The organism is Paenibacillus segetis (genome assembly GCF_014639155.1).
Taxonomy (GTDB): domain Bacteria; phylum Bacillota; class Bacilli; order Paenibacillales; family Paenibacillaceae; genus Fontibacillus; species Fontibacillus segetis.
In genome coordinates, this window is record NZ_BMFT01000002.1 from 79,350 (window position 1) to 105,321 (window position 25,972).

Annotated in this window: 25 protein-coding genes; 12 read left to right on the forward strand and 13 right to left on the reverse strand. The window is 43.5% G+C overall.

Annotated features, from left to right (window positions below; all coding sequences use genetic code 11):
* Positions 1-307 precede the first annotated feature (307 nt).
* From codB to IEW05_RS16635, 4 genes are all read left to right on the forward strand, one after another.
* On the forward strand, positions 308-1,537 hold the full coding sequence (codB, locus tag IEW05_RS16620; RefSeq protein WP_188540980.1) for a cytosine permease: 1,230 nt from the start codon (positions 308-310) through the stop codon (positions 1,535-1,537).
* Between the two features lie 26 nt (positions 1,538-1,563).
* Positions 1,564-2,832, forward strand: a complete 1,269-nt coding sequence (locus tag IEW05_RS16625) for a cytosine deaminase (protein ID WP_188540981.1) — start codon at positions 1,564-1,566, stop codon at positions 2,830-2,832.
* 427 nt (positions 2,833-3,259) lie between these two features.
* Positions 3,260-3,709 (forward strand): SRPBCC family protein, encoded by a 450-nt coding sequence (locus tag IEW05_RS16630; protein ID WP_188540982.1) that lies wholly within the window; start codon positions 3,260-3,262, stop codon positions 3,707-3,709.
* A 165-nt stretch (positions 3,710-3,874) separates the two neighbouring features.
* Positions 3,875-4,723 carry an AraC family transcriptional regulator gene (locus IEW05_RS16635; RefSeq protein WP_188540983.1) on the forward strand — a complete coding sequence of 283 codons (849 nt, stop codon included), beginning with the start codon at positions 3,875-3,877 and terminating at the stop codon, positions 4,721-4,723.
* 241 nt (positions 4,724-4,964) lie between these two features.
* On the opposite strand, the gene IEW05_RS16640 is transcribed toward IEW05_RS16635, so the two are convergent.
* Positions 4,965-6,317, reverse strand: a complete 1,353-nt coding sequence (locus IEW05_RS16640) for an MATE family efflux transporter (RefSeq protein ID WP_188540984.1) — start codon at positions 6,315-6,317, stop codon at positions 4,965-4,967.
* Between the two features lie 129 nt (positions 6,318-6,446).
* Here IEW05_RS16640 and IEW05_RS16645 point away from each other — a divergent pair, with 129 nt between their 5' ends.
* Positions 6,447-7,127: a TetR/AcrR family transcriptional regulator gene (locus IEW05_RS16645; protein ID WP_188540985.1), complete on the forward strand. Its 681-nt coding sequence runs from the start codon at positions 6,447-6,449 to the stop codon at positions 7,125-7,127.
* A gap of 68 nt (positions 7,128-7,195) precedes the next feature.
* Here IEW05_RS16645 and bsh read toward each other — a convergent pair whose 3' ends face one another.
* Positions 7,196-8,185, reverse strand: coding sequence for a choloylglycine hydrolase (gene bsh, locus IEW05_RS16650; protein WP_188540986.1), 990 nt, complete (start codon positions 8,183-8,185; stop codon positions 7,196-7,198).
* Positions 8,186-8,285: 100 nt separating this feature from the next.
* Positions 8,286-8,504, reverse strand: a complete 219-nt coding sequence (locus IEW05_RS25640) for a hypothetical protein (RefSeq protein ID WP_194434133.1) — start codon at positions 8,502-8,504, stop codon at positions 8,286-8,288.
* Between IEW05_RS25640 and IEW05_RS16655 the strand changes: the two genes are divergently transcribed.
* Positions 8,503-9,066 carry a hypothetical protein gene (locus tag IEW05_RS16655; RefSeq protein WP_188540987.1) on the forward strand — a complete coding sequence of 188 codons (564 nt, stop codon included), beginning with the start codon at positions 8,503-8,505 and terminating at the stop codon, positions 9,064-9,066. The genes IEW05_RS25640 and IEW05_RS16655 overlap by 2 nt on opposite strands.
* 96 nt (positions 9,067-9,162) lie before the next feature.
* Here the strand turns inward: IEW05_RS16655 and IEW05_RS16660 are convergent, their stop codons facing one another.
* Complete coding sequence (locus IEW05_RS16660) at positions 9,163-9,855, reverse strand: YetF domain-containing protein (protein WP_188540988.1); 693 nt, start codon at positions 9,853-9,855, stop codon at positions 9,163-9,165.
* A 282-nt stretch (positions 9,856-10,137) separates the two neighbouring features.
* On the opposite strand from IEW05_RS16660, the gene IEW05_RS16665 reads away from it, so the two are divergent.
* The gene (locus tag IEW05_RS16665; protein WP_188540989.1) at positions 10,138-11,559 is read left to right on the forward strand and encodes a PQQ-dependent sugar dehydrogenase; all 1,422 of its coding nucleotides are present in this window, start codon (positions 10,138-10,140) and stop codon (positions 11,557-11,559) included.
* Positions 11,560-11,680: 121 nt separating this feature from the next.
* Positions 11,681-12,442 (forward strand): class I SAM-dependent methyltransferase, encoded by a 762-nt coding sequence (locus tag IEW05_RS16670; protein ID WP_188540990.1) that lies wholly within the window; start codon positions 11,681-11,683, stop codon positions 12,440-12,442.
* A 124-nt stretch (positions 12,443-12,566) separates the two neighbouring features.
* Here the strand turns inward: IEW05_RS16670 and IEW05_RS16675 are convergent, their stop codons facing one another.
* Positions 12,567-13,007 (reverse strand): SRPBCC family protein, encoded by a 441-nt coding sequence (locus tag IEW05_RS16675; RefSeq protein ID WP_188540991.1) that lies wholly within the window; start codon positions 13,005-13,007, stop codon positions 12,567-12,569.
* 134 nt (positions 13,008-13,141) lie between these two features.
* Here IEW05_RS16675 and IEW05_RS16680 point away from each other — a divergent pair, with 134 nt between their 5' ends.
* Together IEW05_RS16680 and IEW05_RS16685 are read left to right on the forward strand one after the other, a co-directional pair.
* Entirely contained in the window at positions 13,142-13,555 is a 414-nt protein-coding gene (locus IEW05_RS16680; protein WP_194434134.1) for a winged helix-turn-helix transcriptional regulator, read from the forward strand.
* A gap of 170 nt (positions 13,556-13,725) precedes the next feature.
* Positions 13,726-14,328, forward strand: a complete 603-nt coding sequence (locus tag IEW05_RS16685; RefSeq protein WP_188540993.1) for a class I SAM-dependent methyltransferase — start codon at positions 13,726-13,728, stop codon at positions 14,326-14,328.
* 188 nt (positions 14,329-14,516) lie between these two features.
* Here the strand turns inward: IEW05_RS16685 and IEW05_RS16690 are convergent, their stop codons facing one another.
* The 8 genes from IEW05_RS16690 to IEW05_RS16725 all read right to left on the reverse strand — a co-directional run bounded on the left by IEW05_RS16690 (position 14,517) and on the right by IEW05_RS16725 (position 23,415).
* Positions 14,517-15,329 carry a class II aldolase/adducin family protein gene (locus IEW05_RS16690; RefSeq protein WP_188540994.1) on the reverse strand — a complete coding sequence of 271 codons (813 nt, stop codon included), beginning with the start codon at positions 15,327-15,329 and terminating at the stop codon, positions 14,517-14,519.
* Positions 15,330-15,423: 94 nt separating this feature from the next.
* Entirely contained in the window at positions 15,424-16,623 is a 1,200-nt protein-coding gene (locus IEW05_RS16695; RefSeq protein ID WP_188540995.1) for a NupC/NupG family nucleoside CNT transporter, read from the reverse strand.
* Positions 16,624-16,699: 76 nt separating this feature from the next.
* Positions 16,700-17,749 carry an S-methyl-5-thioribose-1-phosphate isomerase gene (mtnA, locus tag IEW05_RS16700; RefSeq protein WP_373285840.1) on the reverse strand — a complete coding sequence of 350 codons (1,050 nt, stop codon included), beginning with the start codon at positions 17,747-17,749 and terminating at the stop codon, positions 16,700-16,702.
* A 44-nt stretch (positions 17,750-17,793) separates the two neighbouring features.
* A complete protein-coding gene (locus IEW05_RS16705) occupies positions 17,794-18,528 on the reverse strand; it encodes a GntR family transcriptional regulator (RefSeq protein WP_188540997.1) in 735 nt (244 codons plus the stop codon).
* Positions 18,529-18,610: 82 nt separating this feature from the next.
* Positions 18,611-19,360: a nucleoside phosphorylase gene (locus tag IEW05_RS16710; RefSeq protein ID WP_308420434.1), complete on the reverse strand. Its 750-nt coding sequence runs from the start codon at positions 19,358-19,360 to the stop codon at positions 18,611-18,613.
* A 154-nt stretch (positions 19,361-19,514) separates the two neighbouring features.
* The gene (gene nspC / locus IEW05_RS16715; RefSeq protein WP_188540998.1) at positions 19,515-20,642 is read right to left on the reverse strand and encodes a carboxynorspermidine decarboxylase; all 1,128 of its coding nucleotides are present in this window, start codon (positions 20,640-20,642) and stop codon (positions 19,515-19,517) included.
* Position 20,643: 1 nt separating this feature from the next.
* On the reverse strand, positions 20,644-21,882 hold the full coding sequence (locus tag IEW05_RS16720; RefSeq protein WP_188540999.1) for a saccharopine dehydrogenase family protein: 1,239 nt from the start codon (positions 21,880-21,882) through the stop codon (positions 20,644-20,646).
* Between the two features lie 642 nt (positions 21,883-22,524).
* The gene (locus tag IEW05_RS16725) at positions 22,525-23,415 is read right to left on the reverse strand and encodes an AraC family transcriptional regulator (protein ID WP_188541000.1); all 891 of its coding nucleotides are present in this window, start codon (positions 23,413-23,415) and stop codon (positions 22,525-22,527) included.
* A gap of 101 nt (positions 23,416-23,516) precedes the next feature.
* Here IEW05_RS16725 and IEW05_RS16730 point away from each other — a divergent pair, with 101 nt between their 5' ends.
* Both IEW05_RS16730 and IEW05_RS16735 read left to right on the forward strand, forming a co-directional pair.
* The gene (locus IEW05_RS16730) at positions 23,517-25,052 is read left to right on the forward strand and encodes a sulfatase family protein (RefSeq protein ID WP_188541001.1); all 1,536 of its coding nucleotides are present in this window, start codon (positions 23,517-23,519) and stop codon (positions 25,050-25,052) included.
* Positions 25,053-25,199: 147 nt separating this feature from the next.
* Positions 25,200-25,907 carry a DNA alkylation repair protein gene (locus IEW05_RS16735; protein ID WP_188541462.1) on the forward strand — a complete coding sequence of 236 codons (708 nt, stop codon included), beginning with the start codon at positions 25,200-25,202 and terminating at the stop codon, positions 25,905-25,907.
* Positions 25,908-25,972 lie beyond the last annotated feature (65 nt).

Below are 25,972 nucleotides of genomic sequence, written 5' to 3' on the forward strand. Positions count from 1 at the left end.
TGTTCGGTGGATTCCAGCATTTACATTTGTCGATAGCAACCTATTCATTTATACTGGTACCAATTTAATAGGATACCTTTAATTCAGTCCCGTGAGGCTGACAAGGACAGCGGAATGTATGATCTTTATAGTGATACGTGTGTATATGCATGTGTATCTATATGTTGTAATGTGATCGTAAACGGCTTATTGTCAGGGCAACTGGGCAATAAGCCGTTTTTTGTTGCTCCTAAAAAGTCCCTGATTATTCCCGCATGTTCCATCTGCTTGAGCATCATTGGTATCAAGACGAACTGGAGGATGGATAATGGAAAAAGTAGACTTGGAGTTCTCGTTGCAACCTGTACCGCAAACACATCGGAATGGATTTTGGAAAATACTCGCCGTGATGCTCGGATTTACGTTCTTCTCGGCAAGCATGTGGTCAGGCGGAGCGTTAGGAAATGGCTTAACGTTTAGTGCTTTTATCGGAATTGTACTGGCAGGGAATCTGATCTTGGGCATTTATACGGGGGCGCTTGCGTATATTGCGGCAAAGACGGGGTTATCGACTCACTTGCTGACGAAGTATGCTTTTGGCGTGAAAGGTTCCTATTTATCTTCAGGATTGTTAGGCTTTACGCAGGTAGGCTGGTTTGGTGTTGGGGTGGCGATGTTCGCCGTTCCGGTTCAGAAAGTAACGGGAATGAACGTGTATGTCTTGATTGCGATTGCAGGAATTCTAATGACGATCACCGCGATCTATGGAATTAAGGCATTGGCGATACTCGGTATCGTAGCTGTACCGTCAATTGCGATATTAGGAAGTTATTCGGTCTTTGAAGCAACTTCAACAGCAGGCGGATTGCAAGGATTAATGAATTATCAGCCGACGGAAGTGATGGGGCTTGCTACAGCATTGTCCGTCTGTATCGGGTCCTTCATCAGTGGAGGTACGCTAACACCGGATTTTGCACGATTTGCAAAAACGACTCGTTCAGCGGTTGTCTCAACGGTCATTGCCTTTTTCCTTGGAAATTCGTTGATGTTTCTATTTGGAGCAGTAGGTGCGATGGTGTATGGACAAGCCGATATTTCGGACGTCATGTTTTTACAAGGCTTGATTATACCGGCTATCATTGTGCTAGGGTTAAATATTTGGACAACGAATGAAAATGCGCTCTATGCATCCAGTCTGGGTTTTGCCAATATTACAAAGCTGCCCAAGAATATCATTGTTATCTTTAATGGAGTAGTAGGTACGATCATGGCGATGTGGCTGTACAACAATTTCGTAAGTTTCTTGACGGTACTAGGCTCAATTTTGCCGTCGATTGGCGCGATTCTGCTAGCGGATTACTTTATCCTGCATCGCGGATCCTATAAGAAATTCGAAGAGATGACCTTCAAAGCTGTGAACTGGATTGCGATATTGGCATGGGTTGGCGGCGTTCTGATTGCTCAGTTCGTACCAGGTATTCCGCCTATTAATGGCTTGATTGGTACAGCTGTGCTGTATGTTATAGGTATGAAAGTGTTTCCCGGTAAAACAGTTTAACAACAACGAGAAAAGGGGAATGAACAGTGATTATTCAACAAGCGAAGCTTAGAGGTTGCGAGGGTTTATGGAATATCGAGATTGTGGATGGAGCATTCAAGACGATTACACAAAGTCTGCTTCCTACTGAAGGACATGAGGTCATGAATGTTAAAGGGAGCATGGTGCTTCCTCCTTTTATTGAGCCGCATATTCATCTAGACACGACCTTAACAGCAGGGGAACCCGAGTGGAATCAGAGCGGCACGCTGTTTGAAGGTATTCAGCGTTGGTCGCAGCGTAAAGAAACTCTCTCCGTAGAAGACGTCAAAACCAGAGCGAAGACGGCGCTTAAATGGCAAATCGCTCAGGGTATCCAGCATGTGAGAACCCATGTGGATGTGACAGACCCAACGCTAGTAGCGCTTAAGGCGATGCTGGAAGTGAAGGAGGAGATGTCTCCTTATGTGGATCTTCAACTTGTTGCTTTCCCACAGGAAGGAATACTATCCTATCCAAATGGAGTAGAACTGCTTGAAGAGGCGATGAAAATGGGGGCCGATGTGGTTGGTGGCATTCCGCATTTTGAGTTTACACGCGAGTATGGCGTAGATTCGATGAGAATCGCGTTTGATCTGGCGGAAAAATATGATCGTCTCGTCGATATCCATTGCGATGAAATTGATGATGAGCAGTCTAGATTCGTTGAGGTTGTAGCAAAAGAAGCCTACGAACGTGGCATCGGTACACGTACAACGGCCAGTCATACAACGGCGATGGGTTCCTATAATGATGCCTATGCGTACAAGCTGTTCCGTCTACTGAAGATGTCAGAGATCAATTTTGTATCCAATCCACTTGTGAACATTCATTTACAAGGACGTTTTGATACGTATCCAAAGCGCAGAGGCTTAACACGGGTAAAAGAGCTTCAAGAAGCAGGACTTAATGTGTGCTTTGGTCATGATGATATTTTTGACCCATGGTATCCGCTTGGGACAGGCAATATGCTTCAAGTTCTGCATATGGGTATTCATACTTCGCAACTTATGGGCTATGAGCAGATCGTGAATAGCATCGATATGATTACGAAGAACAGCGCAACTACGCTGCAAATTGAGGATAAATACGGGATTGAGGTAGGCAAGCCGGCTAATTTTATTGTATTGAATGCGGAGAATGAGTATGAGGCAATTCGCAAACAGGCTGCGGTACGGTACTCTTTCCGTAACGGTAAGATCATTGCCGAGACAAAACCGAGCGAGACGAGCGTGCAGCTGGGCAGTATGCGCGAGACCGTTACGTTTCAAAGATAAAAAAGAAGCAGGCCTTAGGGCCTGCTTCTTGCTTCTTATTCTACTTGGTGCATTTTTCATTTACTGAAAGATCTTACGCCGTCAAATATTGCCCTAAATACATACCGGGCTTTTCTTTTATTAAGTTCATGACGAACTGCATTTAGACATAAGAATTCCCCTCGAAGGGTATATACTTTGTTTTATTTCATCCTCTCTTTTCATTAACCTTATACCACAATCAAGGAATATTCTCCTGCTTTGTGATGATCCAATAGAAATCATTGTGTTATGAATCGTCCTTTCTAATAAGGACATGGATTCCATAAAGTGGATTTGATAATATGAGTTTTAACATCAGTCCATGCTAAACTTATTGTGCGATCAGAAGTTACGGTATATTTCTTCGGTATAATCCCAACAATCAAAATGATAAGGTGGAATTTGTATGCAACCTATTAGAAAACCTGATCTTTCAACAAGACCCTTGAATCTAAAAGTAGTACGGATAATGGATTCGTCCCCTAGTGTACTTTTCAATGCGTGGACAAGTCAGTTTGACCGTTGGTTCGCAGCACCTGATAGCGTAATAATTCAAGGGGAGGTTAACACAACATTCTTTTTTGAAACTGAATATGAAGGTAAACGTTCTCCTCATTACGGAAGGTTCTTACAGCTTGTGCACAACAATCTTGTTGAAATCACTTGGGTTACTGGAGCGGGTGGAACAAAGGGGGCAGAAACAGTTGTTACAGTTGAACTTGAACCCTACGGCAAAGGTTCACGATTGCATCTGACCCATGCGGGGTTTCCAGATGAGGAATCGAAGAATGCACACGAACAAGCTTGGCCATTTGTACTTGAACAACTCGACAAGCGTATGTTGTCGGATCACTAAATTATTGGAGAACGGCCTATTCCTTCACGATTCCGATCATTATATATGCTTTTTCTACATGAGAACAGTGGTGGTATACCTCAATACTCTGACTTTTTCGTGCAGAGAATGCACGGCATTCATTGTTTATCTACCATAAAATTTATCTTGAAGGGAGGGAAAGCGATGGATTGGTTGGAGAGAATGAATTGCGCCATGGAATATATCGAGACAAATCTAGCGGACCATATCTCATATGATAAATTAGCTCAGATCGCCTGTTGCTCTACGTATCATTTTCAACGAATGTTTCCGTTTATTACTGGAATACAGTTATCCGAGTACATTCGACGTCGACGGTTGACCTTGGCGGCATTTGAACTTCAGACAACAGGGGCAAAGGTTATTGATGTAGCTTTGAAATATGGATATCAATCGCCGGAGGCGTTCGCAAGGGCATTTAAGAATCTTCATGGGATCATGCCGATATCTGCGCGCGATAAAGGTGTGCCTCTAAAAGCCTATCCTCGATTGACCTTTCAAATTTCTATTAAAGGAGATATCGAGATGAATTACCGAATTGAACAAAGAGGGTCTTTTGAGATGTTTGGAGTTTATGGCCTCATAAATTCGGACATGAATACAGCATTTGTTGAAGTTCCTAAGTTCCGTAAAACATGTGATGATGACGGCAGTGTTGCACTTATGAACGAATTACTGGGACGTTTTGGTGACACCAATCTGCATGCGGCCTTATACGATCACTCAGCAGAAAATTTTAAGTACATGATATGTTATAACTTGCCACAAGGAATGGAGATTCCCGAGAGATTTACCAAACTTTCTGTCCCAGCATTAACTTGGGCTATATTCCCGGAGCCTAGGTGTGATTTGCAAAGACTACGGGAACGAATCTATACCGAGTGGTTTCCGACATCGGAATACGAAGAGGTGGAGGGTCCCTCTTTCGAAATGTATTATGGTATGGCAGGACATGATATGGCGGAGATTTGGATACCAGTAAAGAAGAAATAACTTACTAAGTAGCCAATTTGGGACAAGGGGACAGGTTTCTTGTCCCACTTTATGAATTTGTTGATCAAGCACAAAGCGGCGATTCTCCGTTATTGGGGAATCGCCGCTTTGCGTTATGGTCTAATGGTTCTTTTATTGTATCCCTTTCATAAATCCCTTGTCTAAGTCAGCCATGCTGCTACTCCTTCCTTGGTGATAAGGAAAGGGTAATCCACGAAGGATGACCTTGGCGATAGATTGTCTATTGTACTAAACTATCCAAATCCGGCTGCAATTTGTTCCGTAATACATACACCATGATGGCACCAACAAGGAATGCGACAGCATCTGCAATGACAAGCGACCAGACCACCCCGTGGAAACCGTTCATTTGATTGGCGATATAGAGCACAGGAATCAGAGTAATTCCTTGAATAACTGACATAATAAACGCAGCCGTTCCTTGCGCTGTTGCTTGGAAGATCCCTGTAAACAACGTGGTCATTCCTGTAATGAACAAGGATAAGAACGTTACATGCAGAATGTAGCTACCCATTTCAATTAATTGCGGGTCATGCGTAAATAAACCAATTAAGTTGTCGGAAATCAGATAGACAATGATACCGAATACGACAGCTAACGCTACAATCGCTTTGATTGTAAATCCAATGGTATGCTTCATTCGTAATTTATTCGCTGTAAAAGAGAAGGCAATGAGCGGCACGACTCCTTCACATAAGCCCATCAGAATAAACTCAGGAAATTGTAATAAACGTGATGATATTCCGTAAGCCGCTACGGCTTGATCTCCATACTCGACAAGAAAATGGTTAAGGATGAGTGACATTGCCCCTAAGAAGATACTCATAATAAAGACGGGAACTCCAATTTTGAATACATTGCCCAGAATGTCCTTGGTAGCTTTGAACCATTTTGCGGAGATGGTTAAGAATTGGCTCTTATATCCCATATAAAAAGCGTAGAATACACTCGCAACCAAATTGGAAATGACTGTAGCGGACGCAACCCCAGTCACGCCCCAATGGAAGACGAAGATGACTAGCGCATCGAGAATAATATTCACGACAACGCTGAGAATCATACCAATCATCGACGTGATTGCTGCACCCTCTGAGCGTACGATATTCTCCAGTGTGAAGAATAATACGACGAATGGTGAACCCAATAGCATAATCGTGACATAGTCTTTCGTGAATCCGAAGGAGTCCGGCGTTGCCCCTAAGCCATGAACGATGGAATCGATCAACGGGAGGCCGACGGCCATCACGATAAGACCAATAACTAAACTGCTGTAAACGGCGAATGAAGACACATGTTTTACATCATCATATTTCTTTTCTCCTAGCAAACGGGAGATGAATGTACCGCTACCCATGCCAATCAAGTTGCCTAGCGCCATAATGATCGCGAATAACGGCAAGGTCAATGCGAGCGCGGTTAACATGGCAGTATTGTGGAGCGTACCAAGGAAGTAAGCATTTAAAATGGAATATATGACACTCATTGACGTACCAAGCATCATCGGAACAGCGAAATGAGCGACGGCTTTTGCGATCGGTGCTTTTTCAAAGTAATGGAGGTTTTCTGCATCCATGTGGATCACTTCTTTCTTTTTATGATTATCTAACAGTGTTAGGTTGAACCTTACAGTGTTAGATGATATCATGAACTTATAAACCTGTAAAGTATAAACTTACACTGTTAGATAAAAAGGTGGATACCGATGAAAAAACAACAGCCTCAAATTTCGGAGGATAAGATTTTAGAGATCTCGTGGGAGCTTCTTGAGGAGGAGGGAATCGAGAAATTCAGCATGAGACGATTGGCCGTCAGGCTGGGGATTCAGGCTCCCTCTTTGTACTGGTACTTCAAGAGCAAGCAGAATCTCTATCAGCGTCTGGCAAGCCAGGTAGCGAAAGTGATTTTGGAGGAGTTTCATTCCGAGGGCGACTGGAAGGAGCAGCTGGCGGTGTTTGCGGTAACGGTACGGAGCGTGCTCAACCGATACCCCTGCTCCACGCAGCTCATGATGATGACGCTCCCCCATGAACCGGACCTCATTCGGTTCACCAATCGTATGCTGCTCTGCGTAGAATCGACGCCGCTTGAGCAAGAGCAGAAAATGCAAGTGGTTACTACGTTAATGAATTATGTCTTCAACTTCGTTCTGGACAATTATGAGCACCAGCGCAATGTCTCCGCGATTGTTAAGGACAAGGGAGCGCCTCCGGGTGAGGAGATGATTCAACTTCTGGATTCTATGAGCGAAACAGATGCTGGACTATTTCGGAGGATGTTTACGAACGGGTTATTCGAACTGATGGGGACCGACAAGGCGTTTGAGTTCGGTTTGAAGGTAATTTTATTGGGGATTGAGCAGGTGATAAAGGAGCAGGAAAAGTAGACTGTAGAAGCCGCTCATTCGGTAAAATACCTCCTCGTATATTGAGGGGGTATTTCTTATTGTATCTTCTAATTTTGAAAGTTGATCGCTTGTGTATCTGGATATTTGAATACTTTTATCTCATGGCCATCTAAATCTTCCTTAAACATGTCAATAGCGTTAATCTGACTATTATTGTAAGTGTTGTAGTAATACACTCCATTTTCTAGACACATGCAAGATGAATATAAAGTGATGAACTGTTTACCTTCCTGCGTTATTACTGAACCGCCAATGGGAGCGACATTACCCAGAATGTGAAAAAATTCTGAAATGGTTGATTCTTTTGTATCCAAGAAAGCAGCATGATTTTTTAGAAAAGCAGATCTTACAAACCGGGAAGAGGGGTAAAAGTCACCGGGCAATCCCTTCAATCCCAATCCATTACCAATCGGCTCCAATTGTTGTTTGTGCCACGTGGTCGTTTCGGGTTGCATTGGCGATAAGGCCATATATTGATTTAAATTCATGATATGCCAATCGAATGCAGGCTGGTTAGTTAACACTCCAATTTTATTATCATATACAGCAATTCGGTCAGGGGTGGTCTCTATGACAATCGATTCCTCATTCTTATCATGAACCATCCAGTGAAGCGTAGGAACAGGAAGCTTGGGGGCAAATGGTTTATTGATCAGGTTTACTTCTTCTAAAGCGGATTTAACCTCAGAAACCGATCCAAAGTTGGATAAAATCCATAGCATCAAATCATATGGCCCTAAGTTCACCTTTCCAGCTAACCTATTTTCCTCAAAATGAGCGAAACCAAGGAAGTTAAGTCCTGCACAACCCAATCCCTTTTCATTCATTCCGTCTGCAAGGAGCGGATGATTGTTCATGAGGGTCCCCATGCCTAATAGTGCATATTTGGTTTTGTTAGACTCCCCATTCACTACATTTTCCCAATCTAAATTTCTTGGAACAAATATGACGGATTGATTAAAGTTATAATCGATATCCATATTTCTGCCAAAAAAATGAAAACCGTCTTTGCTGGTTAAAGTTAATGCTGTGCACATAGTTATACATCCTTCCTCTGTCAGGTTGGCAACGCAATGAGTAGATTACATAGTGAACTTAAAATGAACGTATTTTTATTATTTAGAAAAAGGAGAAGTACTATGCAAACTCACATCCAACAGCGTTATACCTAGTGGAATACCGCATAGCCAATCGGAAAATAGCTCGGTAGATCTTGGACCTTTCTATGTACAGGGTACCGAGAATCGGTGTTGGTGCAGCGAAGAGGGGCTCGTGCCCATCCTGCATTCGCACAAGCAGGCAGCCCGCCCCTGGCGTAGGATGAACTATAACTAGTGAGGCGAGGTGAACTTCCATGGCACAATCCAAAGAGGTGTTCGCACGGGCCAAGCAGCTGCAGGGTCAACCGGTATGCATTACGCTGCACAACGGAAAGACCTACGTCGGCTACATTACCGATGTCAACAGTAGCGTCTTGACGCTGGCCAGCGCCAGCGCCCAGCCGAGCACCTCATCCGGGAAGCAAGGCTCCCGGAGGTCTATGCAGGGCAGCACCGGCTCCCGCGCCTCGGGCAGCCGGCGAGGCGGCTCGCGTAAGCCATCCGTCCGCTCCCGATCACGCAGGTCTTCGGCCCGTCCCCGCTCCCGTAAGCCGGACGCCCAGATATCGGCCTTTCTACCGATTATAGGTTCGCTGTTCGGGGGATTAGGCGGCATCGGAGGGCTTGGCGGTGCTGCAACGGGATCGCTCGGAGGTGCGTTAGGCGGTGGTATGCGGCTGTTCGGCATGATCCAACGAGTTGTCCCGGTCATGAAGATGGGGTACGGCATGATCAAGTCTATTCGTCCGTTTCTCGGAGCCGTTCAAGGCTTGATGACGCCATCCGGAGCAGTGGGCGCAACAAGCGAATCACAGTAACAGAAGTAAAAGCCCCTCCGTTTTTTGGGGCGGATGGGGCTAATTCTATGATTGTTGAAGGTTAGGTTGAACTCAAATAGTCGCTACCGGGTCTATTTATGGGATCGAATCCTGGTACTTGTCGATATACAGTGTCCCGTCCAATTGGAGCTCTGCGTAAAATACTTGATCTAAAGAATGAATGTTGGCTTTCTTTAATTGTTGGTTGAGCCAGACAACAGAGACATCCATTTTCACAAGATTTTTTTCTACGATTTTACCATCAACAATAAGTTCTGTCGGGATTCTATGAATAGGTGTAAGGGTTGCTTTTATATCTTTTTTTGTTGCAGGCAGCAGTTCTTCTTTTTTCAACACGCTGAGTTGACCGTCAGGTTCTAGAATTGCAAATTCAACTTCTTCGGGTGAGAAGACATCCTTGTTCCGAAGCAACATGCTTAAATCGTCGATGTTGAGGTGCTGCTTAGCCAATGCCTTTTCTAGAATCTTTCCTTGTTTGACGAGAATCGTAGGCTGGCCATCGAGAATCTCACGCGCTTTGACGGAGCGCAATCCGGTCAATGCAACGATGAACGCCAAGAGCGACCATAAGATTAAGCTAGATATTCCTTGTAGCAGCGTGATTTGTTTGTTGACGATAATCTCGGCAGTGGTGGAGCCGAAGGTAATCCCTGTAACATAATTGAAAAACGTTAGATGTCCGACTTGTTTTTTACCGAGTAGACGCGTCAAAACGAGTAGAGCAATGAAAGACGTTGCCGTACGAAATAGAATTTCTCCATACGTCATGTGCCGAGCTCCTTGTATAACAGATAGTTTTATATTGGCCTTTGTTTCCATCGCTTATACTTGTTTAGTGAAAGAAATCTAAAGAACTTGAACGTCCGAAAGACAGAGCAAACTAGTATGTTGCTTGCGCTATGCGATCCTATGAAATTCAGCATTCAGCCCAACTGGGCTTTGTTGAAAAAAGCAATCGAGTAGCTCGGTGTAAGAATGTGCCGGTACTAAAGGAACCGTTCTAATCATATTTTTAAAAAAGGAAACCAGAGGAGGGAGTGCTAACGTTAGTTGAGAAAAATTAAGGTTCGTTTACACCCCATTGTAAGTAATATAAATATGCCCACTGTTTTGAAAACAGCTATACTTCCGGGTGATTCAATTGAAAGTTTATTTATTGTAACCCAGGTAGGAGAGATTTTTTACATACGAGACGGAGTTATAAGGACTTTTTTAGATATTCGCCCGCGAATCATAAAACTAGGTGTTTCTAGCGGAGGATATGACGAACGAGGATTGCTAGGGCTAGCGTTTCATCCTGAATTTTATTATAACGGTCTGTTTTATCTCCACTATTCAGTAGCTGGAACCCAAGGTTCAGGTGCCCTTCCAGGTGCTTTTGAATCTTTTAAGCCTAATCCGTGTGATCCCAGTACTTTAAACCTAAGGTGGATAAATAGAGAAACGCAGTATGATCATATCGATACAGTTGAAGAATGGATTTTACAACCGAATGATCAAGCTCAAAAACGACGGACATTACTTAACTTAAGAAGACCATTTTTAAATCATAATGGTGTCAATAGTTTAAACTTTTCACCTGAAACAGGAAAACTTGTTCTAACAACCGGAGATGGTGGATCAGGCTATGATCCATTTAATTTAAGCCAGAATGACATGGAAATCGCCGGAAAAATTATTGAAATTGATGTTGTTAAGAATACATTTATTTATAATCCACCCGTGGTTACACGTTTTGATGAACTTCCCGAACCGATTCAGGAAACGCTTACGGTAATTGCCAAAGGGGTTCGAAATATTCCAGGCATTTCATTTCAAAGGTTCTATAATTACTATATTAAATATGTGGGGATTGTCGGACAGGATTTGGTAGAGTCGATTTTTTCTTTCGTTCATTATAAACCAATACCGGTAACCCAGCTTGTTCAAACTTCTTTAATGAATTCTGAGCCTGACCATGAAGGATTTATTAACTTTGGCTGGCGAGGGTGGGAGGGTGCTTTTCCTACTTCGATGATTAGGGGCTGCTCTGCAAATTCAACTTTGGACGAGGAGACAATTGCGTATTACAACGAAGCAGTACAAACCTCAGTAAGGCGCCTTCTACCTTTAACGAGTTATTTTCATAAAGATTTAAGGATTGATAAATTTGGGGGAACTGCACTTACAGGAGTTCAGCCGTATATGGGAAATGGAATCCCCGGTTTAACGGGAAGCGTTGTGTTTACCGATCTTGCTCGGCAAGGATCTCACCCTCTGGTTAGAGGGGTTTTAGCTTATACCGGGCTACAAACAGATTGCAAACTAAATGATTTTAGTGTTATTGAAACGGATTATGATTTTGGATCCGGGTCAGCTTATTATGTTAGTTTGGGAACGAATCTGGGTCAAACCAAACTATATTTAGGGGCTTATGGCTCTATGAAAGTAGCTGATTTTAACCAAGGTACCATTTTTGAAATTGTTCCATAATTTATAACTCAAAGTGATATATGTAAGAAATTTAATTGATTCTTTTAAGGTAACGGCAGGATAGTACTCTTCCCATATGGAATATGTTGGTGATGATTTTTGGGATGGGAGGAGGCAATACATGTTGGAATCAATAAAAGAAGATATTATATTATCAAATAAAAAAAGTTGGGATGATGCAGCTCCACGTTTTTTTGGAAGAACTGCACTACCTATATACGGTCCAATTCTACCCACAGAAAACGAACTAAACTTATTTGATGACCTATCAGGTAAGAAGGTTCTGGAAATTGGTTGTGGCAGTGGGCACTCTCTAAAATATATGGCTTCGAACGGAGCCTCAGAGCTTTGGGGAATCGATTTATCTGATACTCAAATTGAGGCCGCGCGGACTCTGCTTTCAGTCGTCAACAATACAAAAGTAAATCTTTTTCAAGGGGCAATGGAAAAGAACCCCGGTATACCAATTGAGTATTTTGATATCGTTTATTCGATCTATGCGATTGGTTGGACTGTTGATTTGGGGAGGACTCTCCAGAATCTATATAGCTATTTGAAACCTGGTGGGAAATTTATTTTTAGTTGGGAGCATCCGATTCATAGTCGAATTAGTCAGAATGGGGAACAACTAATAATTAATAAGTCATACCATGATGAAGGTCTTCAGCAGTGTGAACCATGGGATCGTCCGGCTATAATGAATCAACTGAGAATCAGCACGTATATTAACGAGCTAATTCAAACGGGCTTTCAAATTGAGAAGATAGTTGAAGATGTTGTTATCCAAGAGGAAATTAAATCGGGAGATCCTGCTGTGTGGTATACACATAAAAAGGCATCACTAATTCCGCCTGCATTTATTATAAAGTGCATAAAAAGATAAGCTCGTCCTAACTCACCTTCAAATCACGTGGAGGTGTTTTTTCTTGCAGAGGAACTAGAGAGCACCCCATGCAGGTGCCCTCAAGTTCTTCTTTCGGGTTGATCCTATACAGGTTTATTGCCATTTACTCTCTTGGGTTAGGCTGTCCCTTTCCCTCGGCAATCAACTTGGGCAGACTGCCGTTTATGTAGGTTCTCCAGGAATCCGAGCAGATCTGATAGCATTCGAATGCAGGGTTGAGGCCTACATGTGTAAAGCGAGTTTCTGTTTTGTCCCCCTTTATAGCGATTTCAAAGACAATGTCTGTACCCGTCCACTCGCTCTTGCCTCTTTCGAAGTTAAAGTAGTTGTCTACAATGTGCCAGCTAACCTTCTTACCTGGAACAAGTTCGGTGATTCTGATCGTACAGCGGTGAATGTCTTGGCAGTGGTACCTAAATTCACCGAGTTCGTCGGTCTTGCCCTCAATTTCTTCTGACCACCACCCGCGGACATTATTGATGGCGGCAAAGACTTCTTCAGGGGTTTGTTCTACCGTAAAAGAAGTACTGTAATTTTGATTCATGAAGGTCATCTCCTTTTCCTATTTTTTCCTGGCACACTGAGTATAAAACCCATACTTGCAAAATGCAAGTATAAATGAAATAACCATGCCCTGAATGCTTGCGAATTGCAAGCACCGAGCGTATAATCATGCTTATGAAAAAGCGAGAATCCACCGTTTGTCCAATCGTATATTCGCTCGACATATGGGGTGATCCATGGAGCTTAATCATCCTTCGTGACGTCTTGATCCATAACAAGCGGCATTACCGCGAGTTTCTTGCTTCACGCGAGCACATTTCAACTAATATTTTGAGCGCACGACTCCAATCACTTGTCGAAGCAGACCTGCTCGTTAAGATAACAGGGGATTCAAACCGGGCGCAAACGATGTATCGGCCAACTCAAAAGGCACTTGATCTGTTTCCGGTCATATTTTCCATTATGCACTGGGGCCTTAAATACAACCCAAATACAGATATGAGTATTCCGATCATGCAGGAATTAAAAGCAAACGAAAAAGGGCTGGAGCACCGTCTTTTGCAGAATTTTGACGATATTACTTCATAACATGCAGTCACATCATATTCAAACTATGTAGAGAAGGCATCCGAGAGGGTGCCTTCGATTTCGCTCAAAAGATATTTTGGTGAGCCGTATCACAAATATGGGCAAGTTTTTTGCGGCATTCCGTTTTGTTTTTTCCACTAATAAGAATGTGGACTAAAGGAGAGGTAATCATGGGAAATACGGATAAGTTTGAAATGATAGCTAATATATATGACACTTCAGAAAGAATTCAAGTTGCCAAGATGTCCTCTGATGCCATTCGTGAATATTTAGTTGACGCTAAGAGTAAGAGTGCCATTGATTTTGGGTGTGGAACAGGTCTTGTCGGAATGAACTTGATCAACGATTTTAAGTCTATGCTTTTTCTGGATACTTCACCAAACATGATTCATCAAATCAAGCAAAAAATTTCTGATTTGAATATTCAGAATGTAGATACATTATGTTTTGATCTTGAAAAGGAAGGCCTATCGGATGTACATGCTGACTATATTTTTATGGTCCAGGTTCTACTCCATATTCAAGATGTTGAACTCGTGTTATCAAGATTATTTGATGTTCTAAATGAGGGAGGACATTTACTAATCGTAGATTTTAATGAAAATGAAAAAGTGGTTTCAGATATAGTTCATAACGGATTTAATCAAGTGAAGCTAACGGACATGATGACTAAAATAGGGTACAGGAATGTTCAATCCAAAACTTTTTATCATGGAAGTAAAATATTCATGGGACAAGATGCATCGATGTTTATTCTTGATGCTCAAAAATAAACGGTATGATGGATGTAATCTGCGGAACATTGGGCGCTGTCATCTCATCCTTCTATTTGTTAGGAAAATTACGCAGAGACATTTCACATTATGATTGAACCATGAAGGGGCTATTCCTAAGTATCTTAGGAATAGCCCCTTCATGCTGTACTACTTCAAGCGAGTATTCAGTTTTCACTATCTCGGTCTTACCGCAATTGTTTGAGTACCGCTTCTGTTACTTGAGCAACAATGGATTGAATTAGCTTTGGATCCACCTGTACTGAAGATGACTCATGAGAATCATTGTTCGCCCCGAGCTTCAAAGCCTCCTCATGGGAGATCAGATGACCGCCGGTCTTAATCCCCATGTTCTCTCGAATCTGAATTAGCTCTGCTAAGCGTTCTGCACTAAGCTCTTCCAATTGATCTGTGAGCTTCTTCGTATGAAGCAGTGTAAGAGAGTAGTGCTCAAGTGATTCCATACGATAGTAAGCTTCGATCATATCTCTTCCCCAGGTTAGTGCGCCATGATTAGCAAGCAATACAGCGTTGTACTCTGTACAATATGGAGCGATGGAATCTGGCACCTCTTGTGTGCCTGGCGCTGCATATGGAGAAACAGGGACTTTACCCAGCAAAATAACACCTTCTGGAGAGTAAGCACGATCCAGTGGGATCCCAGCCATCGCATAAGCTGTAGCCGCTTGAGGATGTGCATGAACAACTGCTGTTGTCTCCTCATTCTCCAGATATACTCGTAAATGCATCTTCAGCTCAGAGGAAGGCTTTCGCGATCCTTCCAATACTTTGCCGGTAAGATCCACCTTAACTAGCATCTCAGGTGTCATAAAGCCTTTACTTACACCAGTTGGTGTTGCCCATACTTCATTAGGTCCAACTTTAATGGAGATATTCCCATCATTCGCGGCAACAAAGTTTTTATTATATACGCGTCTTCCGATCTCACAGATCATTCTTTTAGCTTCATCATCACTTAAATAAGTCTTGTTATCTAGCATATAATTCCCTCCTGCATGCCCATGCTAAAGCTGCCCTGCAAGCAAATTTGCAGGGCAGCGTTTTATGTTATTCACAAGATTGTTCACATATAACTTACCAGACGAATAGCCCGACAAACGCAGCACTTAGCAGGGAGACTAATGTTCCTGACAGAATCATCATCCATACCCCTCTGGACAAATTATCAGCCTTTTCCTTACTCACAATACCGTTAAAACAACCTAGAATCATTCCCACGGTAGAGAAGTTCGCAAAGGATACAAGGAAGGTACTTAGAACCGCCCTCATATGTGGACTAAATGTATCCATAATCGACATAATATCGATCATCACAACGAACTCATTGGTTACCAATTTAGTGCCCATGTACTGTGCAGTTTGGAATGCTTCATCAAACGACAGACCGAGAAGTAAAGAAAAAGGTGTCATGATCGCACCTAGAATGCTGCTGAGTGTAAGCCAAGGTGCAATGAGCATTAGAACCTTATCAATAAGTGTCGCTAAGGATACGAATGCAATAATCATCGCTGTGATGATTAGAATCAACTTACCTGCACCAAGGATAGAATCACCCAAGAAAGAGAAGAAAGGAGGTTTTTCTTCTTTTTTCATTTCAAAGATAACATCTTCTTCTTTGGTTATGACGACTGGATTCAGGATACTTGTCACAATAATCGCATTGATAATATTAAGTGGTACAGCCGTTAGAACATATTCTGCTGGAATCATTTGTGTATATGCACCGATCATCGCTGCGGATACACAACTCATGGACATGAGCGAAACCGTGAATAGGCGTTGTTGGCTCATCGACTTTAATTGTCCACCAGATACGGCTAATGCCTCAGTGTTACCCAGGAACATCATTTCAATGGCATAGAAGGATTCAAACTTGGGTTGTCCCGTAACTTTAGACAGTGCCCAGCCCAAGAATTTAATGATTTTTGGGAGGATCCCGAAATAAGTTAAGATATCAAACAAAGGGACGACAAGTAAGATCGGCATTAATGCACTAAACACAACATCCATGTTCTCAACATTCACCATACTTGCAAATGCAAATCCTATACCGGAAAAAGCGGTATCAATCAACCATCTAAATCCATTAGCAACTTGTCCAACGAACCAGCGTCCACCTGAGAAGGCAGTTAACAGCCAGGCCATAAACAAATTAAAGAGAACCAGTATACTAATGGCTTTCCAATTTACATTTTTCTTATCTTTGGAGAAAAGAAACGCGAATCCGATAAAGACCAAAATACCGAGAATGTTGATGAGTAGAAAGAAGTTCATATGACCCTCCGTTGTAGTTATATCTTCTGATGTAATGTTGCCTCTAGTTGCCCAAACAGAGGTAGGGCTACATGTACTATACAAATAGGACTTTTAAATGTTCGGAATAAGGGGCTTGAATAATACCCTTTTCCGTAATAATAGCTGTAATTAACTCGTTTGGTGTTACATCAAAAGCAGGGTTGAACACTTTTACGCCGTCTGGTGCGGTTTGTTTACCCAAACCATGAGTAATCTCAGTAGCAGAACGCTCTTCAATTGGAATCTCTGCTCCAGTGGATGTTTCCATATCAATCGTAGAGAGAGGACTTGCTACGTAGAATGGAATATTGTGTTTTTGTGCGAGCACTGCAAGACCATAGGTGCCGATCTTGTTCGCAGTGTCCCCATTAGCCGCAATCCGGTCGCAACCTACTATAACGGCATCTACTTTACCTTGCTGCATCACCATTGCAGCCATGCTATCCGTAATCAAGGTAACATCCACATCTGCTTTCATGAGCTCCCATGCAGTCAAGCGAGCACCCTGCAGTAAAGGTCTCGTCTCGTCAGCAAATACCTTAATATCCATGCCACGCTCTTTGGCAAGATAGATCGGGGCAAGTGCTGTTCCGTACTTCGCTGTTGCAATCCCACCTGTATTGCAGTGAGTAAGCAGTGTCATCCCATCTTGGAGTAGCGTGAGGCCATATTCTCCAATGGCTGTGCAAATCTCTGCATCATCTTTCTTGATGGCATCAGCTTCGTTATGAAGAATTTGTTTGATGTCAGGGATAGCCATGTTTTTGTTGTCCATCAATGTTTTCTTCATACGGTTGAGCGCCCAGAACAAGTTAACAGCAGTTGGGCGAGATGATGCTAGATAATCAGAAATCTCTTCATATTTCTCGAAGAAAGATACATATTCTGTTTCAGTCAATTGACTCGCACCAAGTGCAACACCATATGCAGCTGCGATCCCTATCGCTGGAGCACCACGAACCTTTAGTTCGAAGATGGCATCCCATAGATCCTTCAGCGTTTCAATTTCTAGATATACTTCTTCTAGGGGTAATTTAGTTTGATCAAGAAGGATGATTTTTTTGCCATCGTATTTCACAGACTCTATGTGTATCATGCCCACCATTCCTTTGTATTAACAAATATTACAGCTCATCCTTTTACAGATCTTTATCTTCGCCGAACGATATGAAATTTCATAATATTGTTCACGATCAAACTTTTCCCATGAAATATCGGGTCATTCGCATTGGAGTAGAAAGTTTGCTCCAAAATTTGCAGCGCCTCGTGCTGTCTAATGCCCAGCTTATCGGCATCTTCCGCAGAAGCATTCTCAGCAAATAAATTGCAATGAGAGCTTACAATTTGAATGTTTTGCGCAGAACTTAGATAACTTAGAATGGATGCATCTGCATAATTCGTGAAGAAATCATCACTTACATATTTTTCAGGGATATAGACTCGGTCTAATGCAAATGGCTTTTTGTCTGCAGTACGAATTCGCTCAAAGGATAATAAGGTCTCATCATCTTTTAAGTACAGTAGCTCTCGGATGGATTCATCACTCGAAATGATAGGCTCTGTGATTCCAATCGTGCCGACAGTATAACTCTGCGCCTTTACCAGATCTGTCATACTGTCCAATTTCTCGATGCCAGTCGTTAACATAGGTGTCTTGGAGATGACAAATGTACCTACGCCATGTTTGCGAACGATGTATCCTTCTAACTCTAATCTCTGAAGAGCCTCCCTTAGTATAGGGCGGCTAATACGTAGCTTATCTGCGAGTTTCTGCTCCGCATCCAATTTGTCTCCAATTTTGAATACATCCGTTTCAATGAGATCTATAATGGTTCGTACCGCAATCGATGATAATGTTTCCTTTTCAATTCCAATGTTCTTCATTCATTTACCTCCTAGAGCGACTTATTTGATCTTACTATTGTTAATTAATGAAAGACAATGCGCATTCTAAGAGGCAGAATTTCTATAGGATCAGCATTGTTTCCAAAGCAATATCAATTTCGGCTTGAATGGCTTTTTTAACGGAATCTTTGTGTGGGTTGTAATCATTCATATCACTAAAAGCATATCCATCGAGTGCAAAGATCCCGACAGCGGATACACCTCTTAATCTAGCGATCACATAAAGTGCTGCGAGTTCCATCTCTGCACCAAGAGCTCCTGACTCTTTGTACAGCATATGAGGGAATTGGACAGGTCCCGCATAGAATGCATCCAAGGTAACGATCGTACCTAGTCCATACTTAATATTCGTTTTCTTTGCTTGTTCTTCGAGTTTGAGCAGCATATTGAAGTCCGCAACAGCGGGTACGCCATCAGGCACCATTTGCTTCGTTAGACCTTCTGCTCGTACTGCAGAATCCGCGATAATCAAGCTTCCTGGAGGCAGTTCATCCGTATATGATCCTGCTGTACCTACGCGAATGATTTTTTTGGCGCCTGCCTTGATAAGTTCTTCAAAACAAACAGCTGCACCCGGAGAACCAACACCATGACTTGTAACGGTTATTTTTTTCCCTTTATACCAGCCATTTATCGTACGGTATTCTCTGGAATAAGCGAGTTCTTCGGCGTTATCCAATTGATCGCCAATTGCTCTAGCGCGCTCAGGATCACCCACTACAATTACATGCTCAGATATAGCCCCTGGTTTTACTTTGATATTGGGTAATATCATTTCCGTTTTATCCACGAGTTCACCCCATTCAGTCATTAAGAGGTCTGACCTCTTTACCAATATCTTACGCAACAGAAAAAACGTCGTCAAATGTTATTTTTAAACAGCCCGGCTGGTCTTGGAGGTATCGAAAACATTAGAAAAAGCCTTAACCCTTCTTGTGAAGTAGGGTTAAGGCTTGGGTTATTTGTTAAGCTAATCTCATCTTAAAATCCTGATAGCCGAATTCACGAACGACGCGGCAATTACCGTCTTTCTCTTGCACGGCGATGGCCGGTAGTGGCATACCGTTAAAGGTGTTGGTTTTGACCATGGAGTAGATCGCCATGTCTTCAAACACTAATCTGTCGCCGTTCTGCAAGGGCCGATCGAAGGAATAGTCTCCGATGACATCGCCCGTCAGGCAGGTCGGACCGCCAAGCCGATAGGTGTATGGCTTCTCACCGGCCTCGCCTGAACCAACAAGCGGTGGACGATACGGCATTTCCAGAACATCCGGCATATGACAGGTAGCGGACGTATCTACGATGGCAATTTCGATGCCATTCTTATGGATATCCAATACGGAGGTAACCATATAACCCGCATTTAGTGCGATGGCTTCTCCGGGTTCGAGGTAGACTTCCAAGCCGTATTTATCCTGCATTCGCGAAATGCAAGCTTCGAGTCTGGGGATATCATAGTCTTCTCTAGTTATATGGTGACCACCACCGAAATTGATCCATTCCATTTGTGGCAGCCATGGCCCGAACTTGTCTTCGACCGCATTCAGCGTGGTCTCCAAATCGTCTGAGTTCTGTTGGCACAGGGTATGGAAGTGCAGCCCCGACACGCCTTCAAGCAGCTCCGGTTGGAAATCGTCCAGTTTTACGCCGAATCTAGATCCCGGCGAACAAGGATCATAGATTTCATGTCCCTCTTGCGTCGAGCATTCCGGATTGATGCGTAGGCCTACTTTTCTCCCCGCAGCAAGAGCTTTCGCTTTATACTTTTCCAGCTGCGAGAAGGAATTGAAGATTATATGGTCGCAAATGGCTATAATTTCGTCGATTTCATCTTCACGATAGGCAGGGGCAAAGACGTGATTTTCTTTGCCCATTTCTTCGTGACCTAGTCGCGCTTCAAATAAACCGCTCGCCGTCGTGCCGCTTAAATATTGTCCGATGAGGGGATACATAGCGGTCATGGAAAAAGCCTTTTGCGCCAACACAATCTTGGCTCCTGTACGCTGCATAACGCCACTTAGGATGTTCAGATTTTTCTCGATGAGTGCTTCATCAACTACAAAACAGGGTGTCGGTAATTCCTCGAACCGCATATTAGCGAACGAGCTCCGGCTTTTTAGCTTCCTCAGGCAATGCGTCAACAAGCACCGGATTAAAGTCTTCTACCCATGGAAGTCCCCATTTGTTCAGCTCTTCCATGAATGGATCTGGATCGAACTCTTCGATATTGAATACGCCCGGTTTATTCCATTTGCCAGTCATGACCATTGCCGCGCCGATCATCGCAGGAACGCCAGTTGTATAAGAGATGGCCTGGGAGCCCACTTCTTTATAACATGCTTGGTGATCGCAAACATTGTAGACATAGTAAGTCTTGTCTTGGCCGTCTTTTTTCCCTTTGAAGATACAGCCGATGTTCGTCTTGCCCACTGTACGAGGTCCAAGGGAAGCAGGGTCCGGAAGTACAGCCTTCAAGAATTGAAGCGGAATGATTTGTTTTCCTTCGTATTCAATCGGTTCGATGGAAGTCATGCCTACGTTTTCAAGCGCCTTTAAGTGCATGAGATAACTTGGGCCGAAGGTCATGAAGAAACGGATGCGTTTTAGTCCTGGCATGTTCTGCGCAAGGGATTCGAGCTCTTCATGATAGAGCAGGTACATGTCTTTTTCGCCAACTTCAGCAAAGTTATAACCGCGTTTGATTTCCATCGGCTTTGTTTCGATCCATTCTCCGTTTTCCCAGTAGCGTCCGTTAGCGGATACTTCACGGATGTTGATCTCCGGGTTGAAGTTAGTTGCGAAAGGATAGCCGTGATCCCCACCGTTGCAATCTAGAATGTCGATATATTCGATTTCGTCAAAATAGTGTTTCAGCGCATAAGCGGAGAATACGCCAGTTACACCTGGGTCGAATCCGCTGCCTAATAGAGCTGTAATTCCGGCTTTTTCAAAGCGTTCGCGGTAATCCCATTGCCATTTATATTCGAATTTCGCCGTATCTTCCGGCTCATAGTTTGCCGTATCCATATAGTGCGTTTTGGTAGCCAGGCATGCATCCATGATCGTCAAATCCTGGTAAGGCAGGGCCAAGTTCATGACGATATCTGGTTTGACTTCGTTAATCAGCGCGATCAGCTCATCGACATTGTCTGCATCAACATGTGCAGTCGTAATTTTGGTTTTACCGCCGTCCAATTTCGCTTTCAAGTCATCGCATTTGGATTTCGTACGACTGGCGATGCAAATTTCTTCGAAAACCTCGCTGTTTTGAACGCATTTATGAATTGCTACTGATGCTACGCCGCCGGCGCCAATGACAAGTGCTTTTCCCATTTTCAGTCTCCTATCCCAAGTGAATTTTATTTATGCAAAACGGCAACAAAAAAAGCAAGCGAAACACGCACCATGCGCATCACACTTGCTTTTGATATAGTCAAATAATAAGACAGTCCCAATAAGCATGACAGGACAAACTTCTTGCGTGTTCGTCAGTCAAAAAATTCACAGTTTCATGGGGAAAGGCCCTTAATATTCAAATATATCATGTTAGGATCAGAGTCTATATAGCAAATAATTCACTTTTACCACTCTTATTGACCGTTTCACAAGTTGTGTGCATATGCACTGGTTGTAAAGTAACCAACTTATAAAATTTGAGCTTTTAACTCAATCAATAAGGCAACGAAAGTTGCCAATCGGCATTTGACCCGGCTGTCCGTATGGCCTTAACTTCTTAATGGAAGTGGTCAAAGATTATCTGCTTGGAAAGATCCTAGATATTTTAAATATTAGCTTTCCAAAATTTATGCTCCTTCATAATAGCAGGGTAGGGGTTAATGCACAAGAAAAATTTTTGGATTTACGCATATTTTTTTTCGCGGCACTGAAAAGGTCGGCTGCATAGTTAGCTAACTTAAACATTTCTCCGAAACATTTAAACGTCACGTAGGCTTGAAGCTCTTAGAATACTGTAGTCTATAGAGGCTCTTCTCGGTACCTGCGGCGGTATTCGGACGGCGATATGGCTAAAAATTTGGTAAACGCCCGAGAAAAAGTATACAGATTTGGATAGCCTAGCGAATAAGCCACTTCCGTAATCGAAGCATCGGTGCCGATCAGCAGCTCCTTTGCGCGGTTCATCCGAACCTTGTACATGTATTCCGCTGGAGGCATACCAAAGGTCTTGGCGAATACGGTCGAGAAATAGGTCCGGTTATGCCCTGCCATACGTGCCACCTGTTGAACCGTAATTCCCTCCGAGGCGTGGCGTTCGATATACTCGGCCCATGCCCGGACCGAACCGGTAGGTTGTACGGTTTCTGGTTCGCCAAACTGCCGGATCAACGTTGCGAACAGCTGGTACAAGCGCGCCTTTAGCTCCAGATGTCCGTCGATCGTCATGAACCGCCGCATTTGCAGCATCTCGTAAATCGCTCCCAATTGCTCCACGACTGGTCCGCTCCAGCCTCCCCGTAAGACCGGACGATCCGGACGTAAACCGGCCATTTTCAGCAACGATTCTGCTTCCGTACCATCGACAGCTAACCAACATAATTTGAGAGACTCACGGTCTTCTTGCGGCCGGTAATATGTGTAGGAAACGTTAGGATATAGGCAAAACAAATCTCCTTCTTCTAGGCTCAGACACTGGTCTTTGAATTCTAAAATTAAACTCCCTTGACGAACAAAATGAATACTAAAGCATTCGATTCTTTTTGGACCTGTACGATAGTTTTCCTTACCATTGCTGAGGCCACCCCGAACAATTCGAATGGATTCTTCCTTCTCAGATAAGGGAGAAGTCGCATATAAATACTCTGCATATTCATATTCGTATTCCTTCATATTTCCGTTCTCCATGTTCATACGTCCTCTCCTGAACGAACAAATCGTTAAACAAATCATACATGAAGCCATTCAATTTCGCTACCTGCAAGCTTATACTAGGGAAAAGGGAGGCGAACAATATGAACAAACCGAATATCCTACTCATTACGAGCGATCAACAGCATTGGGATACAATCGGAGCCTTCAACGAAGAGATACATACGCCCAATCTGGATCGTCTAGTTAAGGAAGGCACGACCTTTAGCCGAGCTTATTGCCCAAATCCGACTTGCACTCCGAGCCGCGCCTCGATCATAACCGGTCTATACCCAAGCCAGCACGGTGCTTGGACGCTAGGGACAAAGCTACTCGAAGATCGTCACACGGTTGGTGAAGATTTTCAGCAGAACGGCTACAAAACCTCACTTGTCGGTAAAGCCCATCTCCAGCCGCTGCGGTCGGCCGAGGGATATCCTTCATTGGAAGCGTACCCGGTCCTGCAGGATCTTGATTTCTGGAGAAACTTTAACGGCCCGTTCTACGGATTCGAGCATATAGAGATTACGCGAAATCACACGAACGAAGCCCATGTCGGCCAGCATTATGCCTTGTGGATGGAAGAAAAGGGCTGCAGTAATTGGCGAGACTATTTCCTTCCTCCTACCGGTAACATGGACCGATCGATTACCTACAAGTGGCCGATCCCGGAGCAATATCACTACAATACCTGGATTGCCGAACGTACCAACGATAAGCTGGAAGAGTATGCGAAGAACGGAGAGAGCTTTTTCCATTGGGCAAGCTTTTTCGATCCTCATCCGGAATATTTAGTACCTGAGCCATGGGATACGATGTACGATCCGGATCAGCTGACGATTCCATCCATTGTGCCGGGTGAGCATGAACAGAACCCGCCACACTTTGGCATGACGCAGGAGGAGAATCCTGATTTCTCTGCTTGGAGTGAAACGGGGGAAGGCATTCACGGTTATCGCTCGCATCATTACTACCATTATGGAGAGCGCAAAAGACTGACCGATTACGACCGGAAGAAGCTTGTTGCTGTTTATTACGGTATGATCAGCATGATGGACAAATATATTGGACAAATTCTTGACAAGCTAGACGAGCTAGGTTTGGCTGACAACACGATTGTCGTATTTACGACGGATCATGGTCATTTCTTCGGTCAGCACGGCTTGCAGGCTAAGGGAGGGTTCCATTACGAGGATCTGATGAAGCTGCCGTTTATCGTGCGTTACCCGGGACAGGTTCCATCCGGTCGCACATCTGAAGCGATACAGTCACTCGTAGACCTGGCGCCAACCTTCTTGTCATTCTCCGATCTTCCGATCCCATGTGCCATGACCGGAGTCGATCAGAAGGAAGTATGGCTGGGGAGTAAATCTAACGCTCGTGATCATGCTATCTGTGAATTTCGCCATGAGCCAACGACCATTCACCAGAAGACGTACGTTGACGCGAGATACAAAATAACGGTGTACTACAATCAGACCTACGGGGAGCTATTCGATTTGCAGGAGGATCCAAAGGAATTACGAAACCTATGGAATGATCCTGCTAGCGCCAGCTTGAAATCTGAACTGCTGCTCAAATACATATGGGCTGAGCTGGGAAAGGAACCGATGGCGATGCCTCGCATATCAGGAGCTTAACGGGGAAGCGGTTCGAGGAGTCATAAGAGTAACCTGTCTATAATAAAGGCTCATGCACTCAATGTGCATGAGTCTTTATAGTGTGCTAAGATTCAAATAAAGACGGGCTTAATTACAAACGACAACCATTAAAGGGAAGTGCAAATGATGAATCTAGAAATGGTTATGCAAGAGCTTGAAGCTCTTGGCAAGGAACGAACCAAGAAGATATACCTGTCCAACGGCGCACACGAACCACTTTTTGGCGTGGCCACAGGCCAGATGAAGCCCATCTTCAGAAAAATAAAACTCAATCAACCATTGGCTGAGCAGCTTTATGCTACGGGGAACTATGACGCGATGTACTTTGCCGGGGTGATTGCCGAACCGAAAGCGATGACGGAAGCGGACTTTGAACGGTGGATCGATGGAGCCTATTTCTATATGCTATCGGATTTTGTAGTAGCAGTAACATTGGCAGAAAGTGATATTGCGCAAGAAGTCGCGGATAATTGGATTGCAAGCGATATAGAGCTGAGGATGTCGGCAGGTTGGAGTTGTTACTGCTGGCTGCTCGGCAATCGCCCGGACCGTGAATTTTCCGAAGAGAAAATTGCTAACATGTTGGAGATTGTAAAAAATACAATTCACGATGCCCCTGAACGTACGAAATATTCGATGAACAATTTCTTGTATACTGTGGGAGTATCCTATCTGCCGCTTCATGATATGGCGGTGGAGATCGCAAAGGAAGTTTGTCCAGTGGAAGTCAGTCACGGTAGCGCAAAAAGCAAGTTCTTAAACGCTTTAGTTAATATTCAAAAGGCAGAGGATAAAGGGCAACTCGGCTTCAAACGGAAACATGTAAGGTGTTAGTCATGAATATATTTCCATGTTCATTTGTCGGTTTTTTTATTAACATAGAATTATCACAAAAAATA